Consider the following 5,314-nt stretch of genomic DNA (forward strand, 5'->3'; position numbering starts at 1 on the left):
CCAAGATGTTCGGCCCGGAGCGGGTCTCAGAGCGCTGCGCGCTCTGGCAGTGACCGTCACTTCGTGACGGTGTGTCACTGCTTCGCGGTGACTTGCTCGGCTGCGCCGAGCCCCGGCCGATGGCCGGGCGGGGAGGACTGGCCTTTGGCCAGTTCGGTCGTCCGCTTCGCTCCCTCCCTGGGGGCCCGCTACGCGGGCGGCTGGCTACGGGGAGGGGTGGCCGGGCGGCTCTTCTTTGCGACTGCCCGTGGTGGTGTGCATCAAAACGTAGTCTAGATAGAGTCTGGGCCACCCCACACCCCCACGCTGCGGCTCTGTATGCCTTGCTGACGGCTTCTCACCCCTTCTCGGGGGGATGAGTCCAGACGGCTCGTCAGAGGCTCTGAGATGGGTACAGATCGCTACGTGGGGGCATCGACACCTGATGCAGCATGTACGGTTGGTGGATCGTGGCCACACCCTCTCTGAGGGGTGGTCACCGGCTGGCCGCTCTGGGCCTCTTGAGCGTTCGCAGCCCGCTGACCTGGGCAAACGCACTGCGGGCGACCCTTCGAGGGGGCCGCCCGCAATTTCTCTGACCGAATTACCTGGTCTAATGCCCGTCGCCCCGAATTGCCAGCGTGCAGACGAGTTTATCAAGACGATTATTACGGGCTTATGGAAAGGCTTATCCGGCCGCTTTGATTTGGTTACCAGATTCCGTCATCCTCTCGCAGGGTGGGGCAGTTGCAATCACAGATGCAGCCGCCTCCGCAGTTGGGGCATTCATCGCAGCAGTAATGCTTTCCGCATAGGCTGCATCGGCTTCCGCCGCAGTCCTCACAGGAGGGCGGGCGGTAGCTGTCTGAGAGGTACATTCACGCTTCCTTTCGGGTAGGAATGCCGACGGCCCCGGACTGTAGAGCCCGGGGCCGTCGTTGTGCAAATCAGCAGGTTACGCGGGTGTCTTGTCTTTCCATTCCCAGAGCCATTCCCTTAGCTCATCCTCGGTGTAGTAGGTGACCTTTCCGTCACTGATGCCTTCGGGAACGGTGATCCCGCGCTTCTCGGAACGCTGGAGCAGGTACTTGCGGGCGGTCTCGTAGCCCCACGGGAGGGTGCCGCGCTCGCAGTGCTCACGCAGGCTGTAGGTCTCCGGCAGCGCCTGGTCCTCGGCCACCTCGGCGGCAAGGCCGGCCGATGCTCCGGCTGTCCCGGCCGCTGTCCCCTCGGCCGTCCCGGAGGCACCGTGTCCCGGCTCTGACCTGGGGCTGGGCACCCCGACCCCCGTGCTGGCGTGGCCCGGGACAACCGTGGGGACCTTGGGTGCGAAGTCCCCGCCGGGCATGAACTCGGTGGTGGCTGCGGTCTCCTGTGCCTCGGCCAGGGCCTCGGGGGTGATCCAGGGTGCCATTTCCCCGTCATCGAACCATTGGGGCGCCTTTTCGCACGCTGCCAGCAATTCGCGGACTTCCGGGGTGATGTACGCGGGCTGGAATTCCCGGACGTACGCGTAATCTCCGCCCTCGGGGTCCATGCGCTTATCCGCGTAGGCTCCGCGGCCGGGGATTTCCGTGTCGTAGGAGAGGCGCGGCGCGTTCTGTCCGAATGCCACTCCCCACGAGACCATATCCTGCTTGCCTACCACAATCTTGGTGCCGATCTGCTTGCGTCCGATCGTCCCGCCGAACAGTGCATTGTCGAATTGCTGGCTGCCGACCACCACGCGGTGATTCGAGGAACGGCCCATCATGAGGATGATGGTGAACCAGTCGATAAACGGCGGGGCGCCCTTCTGCTTGATGCCGTGCTTCCACCAGGTGTAGGCGAACCGGATCAGCGTCGGGAGTTCGTCCACCACGAGCGTGCGTGGCGTCAGTTCGTCGCGCAGTTTCGGGTCTGCGCCTTCCTGAACGGCCTGCTCGGCGGCGAGGATGGACACCAGGAATTCCGCGAAGGCGCCGATGCATGCGCGGGTGGTGGTGTGGATGCGAACGCCCGACTGTCCGAATGCCTCGGCCATGGAATTCACCTTGGTGTCGAGGATGTCTACGAGCCCTCCGTGCTGCCTAGCATGGACAACGGCCATGTAGAGGACCGTGGATTTACCCGATCCGGTGTCACCGGCCACGCCCCAATGGGGAGTCGCGGTTTGCGTGAAAACAAATTGATCGACGATTTCATAACCCTCGATCGTCTTGCCCACGTAGACTTTATGGGCCGTGCCGGACGACTTCCATGCAACTTGGGTGGGCAGCTGGGGCATTGGGCGGGGTGCGGGCTTCGGCGACCACTGTGCGTAAGGGGAGCGGCCCGCGAGGTGGTAGCTGGCGACCCACTCACCGGGCACCTTGGCCTGGATCGCCTGCGCCATGAGGCTGCGCTCGCCCTCGGTGCCGGACCAGTGCAGGGGGACCCGGATGGTGATCCGCGCGCTCTCCGCGCTCAGGTCGTCCGGGATGCTCAGCCAGTAGTCCTGCCCGCGCTCCTGGTCCTCCTGGCCCAGGCGCAGCACCTGCGTGAGGGAGGCCCACAGACCCGGGCCGTAGGTCTCCGCGTCCGTGGCCTGGTAGCCCTTGCCCCAGGCTCCGGCCGTGACGAGGGTGACCGGCACCGCGGCCGCGAGCGCGAGGATCGTCCAGGCGGGTTCCAGGATCAGCCCGGCCGCCGTGGTCAGCCCGCCCACGCGGGCCGCTGAGCGCCCGGCGTAGCGCCAGTGGTGCCAGCGGCCCAGCCCCCGGCCCACGGTCCGCACAGCGGCCCATGTGGCGCTCAGACCCCGGCCCGCGGCCGCGACCGCCCGCGCGACCCACGGCGGCATCCGGGCCATGTCCGACAGCCGCTTGCTTAGCCGGTCCCAGTCGATGGCGGGGCCGGCGGTCGCGTCCGCGGCGGGCAGCGCGATGGCGCCCAGCTCGGCCGTGGACAGCGGGTCGGTGCTCACGGTGCCGGGGCGCCAGAACGAGGCGTTGGTGCGCGCCTTGCCGCGCATCTCCTTGCCGGTGAGGAACCGCCAGCACAGGGTGCAGACGCGCTTGGTGACCACGGCCAGCCCCTCGAAGGTGTCCTCAATGAAGGCGTTGGCGGGGCTGCCCTTGGCGGCGGGCTTGCCCTTCTCCTCGCGATGGCGGGTGCCGATGCCGTACAGCGCGCCCACGACGACCGCGCCGCCCACGAGCACGGGCATCCAGTGCCCGTGGGTGAGGGCGACAGCGTCGTGGATCAAGCCGGTTTGGTGGCCGGTGTGGTCGGTGCCGGATTCGGCTGCTGCCTGGTGGTAGATGCTCATGTGGTGCTCCCTGGTGCTCCGTGTCTGGGGATCACCCCCGCCCGGCAGGTGGTCTGCCAGGACGCTGGCCTGCCGGGCGGGTGAGATCCCTTGTGTGGGCGCTGCTACCGATCGTGGCTGGTGGGACTGACAGGCGGCACCCGAGAATCCGGGGTGGCGCTGGAAGAGTCCGCCGGGCCGGTTTTGTTTGTCCTGGTATTGCCGGTGTTGGGTGATGTGTCCGCCAACCCTCGGTCCCACAGCAGCAGTTGGCCGGCCACAGGTCCGCTCAGCCGCTGGAGCTGTGCCGGGGTCACGGTGCCGCGTGCCATCGGGCCTCCCGAGCAAGGGCCGGGCGCCCGCGGGCGCCCGGCCGGTCGGTCACTTCCTGCGCTGTGCGGCGCGCTCCTCGCGCTCCGCGTCCTGCCGCGCCTCCCGCTCAACCGCACGGGCCTTGACGGCCTCGATCTGCCGGTCGATGCCCCGGGTTGGGTGACCCTTGGCGGCCAGCCGCCCCACGAGGAGGGCGAGCTGGGCGGTCTCCCAGGCGGTGTAGCCGCGCTGCGGCTCCGGCCCGGTCACGGGTACCACCCCTGCTCCGGCTCGGCGGCCGGAGCCGCCTGCGGCTGCTGCCGCGCCTCCCTGACGTACCGGTCGACGGTCGCGGGCGAGACCTGCATGCCCATCGCGCCCAGGGTCTGCCGGACGGCCTCGGGGCTCATCCCGGCCCGTGCCAGCCCGTGGGTGAGGGTGCGGGCCGAGGGCGGACGCTGCGCGGGCACCCGCTCCTCGTCGTCCTCCGGCCCGGCGTCCTCCGCCGGGGGGTTCCCGGAGACCGGGCGGACGGGCGGGGGCGTCTCCGCGTCTGTGGCCTGCGGGTATCCGCCCATCCGCGGGGAGTCCCCAGAGATCCGGCGGGCGCTGCGGTGCCGCTCCACCTGCTCCAGCACCGTGGCCGTGCTGGCGCCCGCGTCCACGGCCGCCATCATCGAGCGGTTCGCCTGGTCCATGGCCGAGCGCCACTCGCGCCCGGCGGTGCCGTAGGTGGACGCGATCGCCCGTGCCCGGATCTGGTCGACGACCGCGCGGTTGACCGCGTCCTCCCGAACCGTCCACGGCTCCGGCTCCGGCTCGACGTCGAGCACCTGGTGCTCGTCGACGCGCTGCACCTGGTGCTCGTCGAGGCTGACGCCGTACTGCACCTCGACCGCGCGGCGGTGCGCTGCAGCCTGCCCACGCGCCCGCTCCGAGGTCCGGTGCACGGTCGCGGTCGCCAGCATCGCGTGCGCCTCGCGGTGCTCCGCGTCCACCCAGGCCTGCGTGTCCGGGTCCAGCTCACAGACCAGATGCGACAGCACCGTGCTCCACAGCAGCTTGGCGCCCAGCGCGATCCCGGCACCAAACGCGCCTTGTGCCAGCGCCCCATGCAGATGGCCGTGGTAGGTGATGGCACCGACGGACACCGCCAGCAGCGCCAGGCCCACCCTCCGGGCCCGGCCGCGCCGGTCGGGCTGGTAGCGGGCCAGCCACTCCATTCCCTGCACCGCCAGCCACGCCACATCGAATGTGATCGCGCCGCCGTACGCGGCCCACGAGCCGCCCAGCAGGTCACCGATCGAGTACGTGGACCACACGACGGTCACCAGGGACAGCAGCCCGGCGAGCGCCAGCTCACCGCGCAGCAGCATCAGATCCCAGTCCCGCGGAACAGCCGCCTGTTCCGCCGGCCGCACCACCCCGACGCCCCGGCCCTGCCCCGTCACCCGCTCCGAGCCCGGCAGCGGCTGCAACGCGCACAGCCCGACCGCAGCGCCTCGGCCGCCCGCCGCGCCCGCTCAGCGGCCTCGGCCGCCTCCCGCGCCCGCCGCATCGCGCCCTCGGCCGCGCCCTCCGTGGCGGTGTCCGCCCATGTCATCGCGCCCGCAGGCGCACCGATACGATCCATCACAGATCGCCCTCCTGGTCATGTCAGGTGGGTGGTTCAGGCGCGGGCCGGTGCTCCAACACCGGCCCGTGCCGTCCGAGCGTCTCTGGCGCTCTCCGCCGTGCTCCGGCCCAGCTCGAATG

General features: G+C 69.9%; 3 protein-coding genes. All 3 read right to left on the reverse strand.

Annotated elements, in window-relative coordinates; translation table 11 throughout:
* Window positions 1-934: 934 nt before the first annotated feature.
* Window positions 935-3,268: a type IV secretory system conjugative DNA transfer family protein gene (locus ACFC0G_RS39515; protein ID WP_375847194.1), complete on the reverse strand. Its 2,334-nt coding sequence runs from the start codon at window positions 3,266-3,268 to the stop codon at window positions 935-937.
* A gap of 360 nt (window positions 3,269-3,628) precedes the next feature.
* Entirely contained in the window at window positions 3,629-3,829 is a 201-nt protein-coding gene (locus ACFC0G_RS39520) for a hypothetical protein (RefSeq protein WP_375847193.1), read from the reverse strand.
* Window positions 3,826-5,037, reverse strand: coding sequence for a hypothetical protein (locus ACFC0G_RS39525; RefSeq protein ID WP_376413627.1), 1,212 nt, complete (start codon window positions 5,035-5,037; stop codon window positions 3,826-3,828). Before ACFC0G_RS39525 ends, ACFC0G_RS39520 begins: the two co-directional genes overlap by 4 nt.
* Window positions 5,038-5,314: the final 277 nt, after the last annotated feature.

Origin of the sequence: Streptomyces sp. NPDC056169, assembly GCF_042268445.1 — a bacterium.
In the GTDB taxonomy this organism is placed as follows: Bacteria; Actinomycetota; Actinomycetes; order Streptomycetales; family Streptomycetaceae; genus Streptomyces.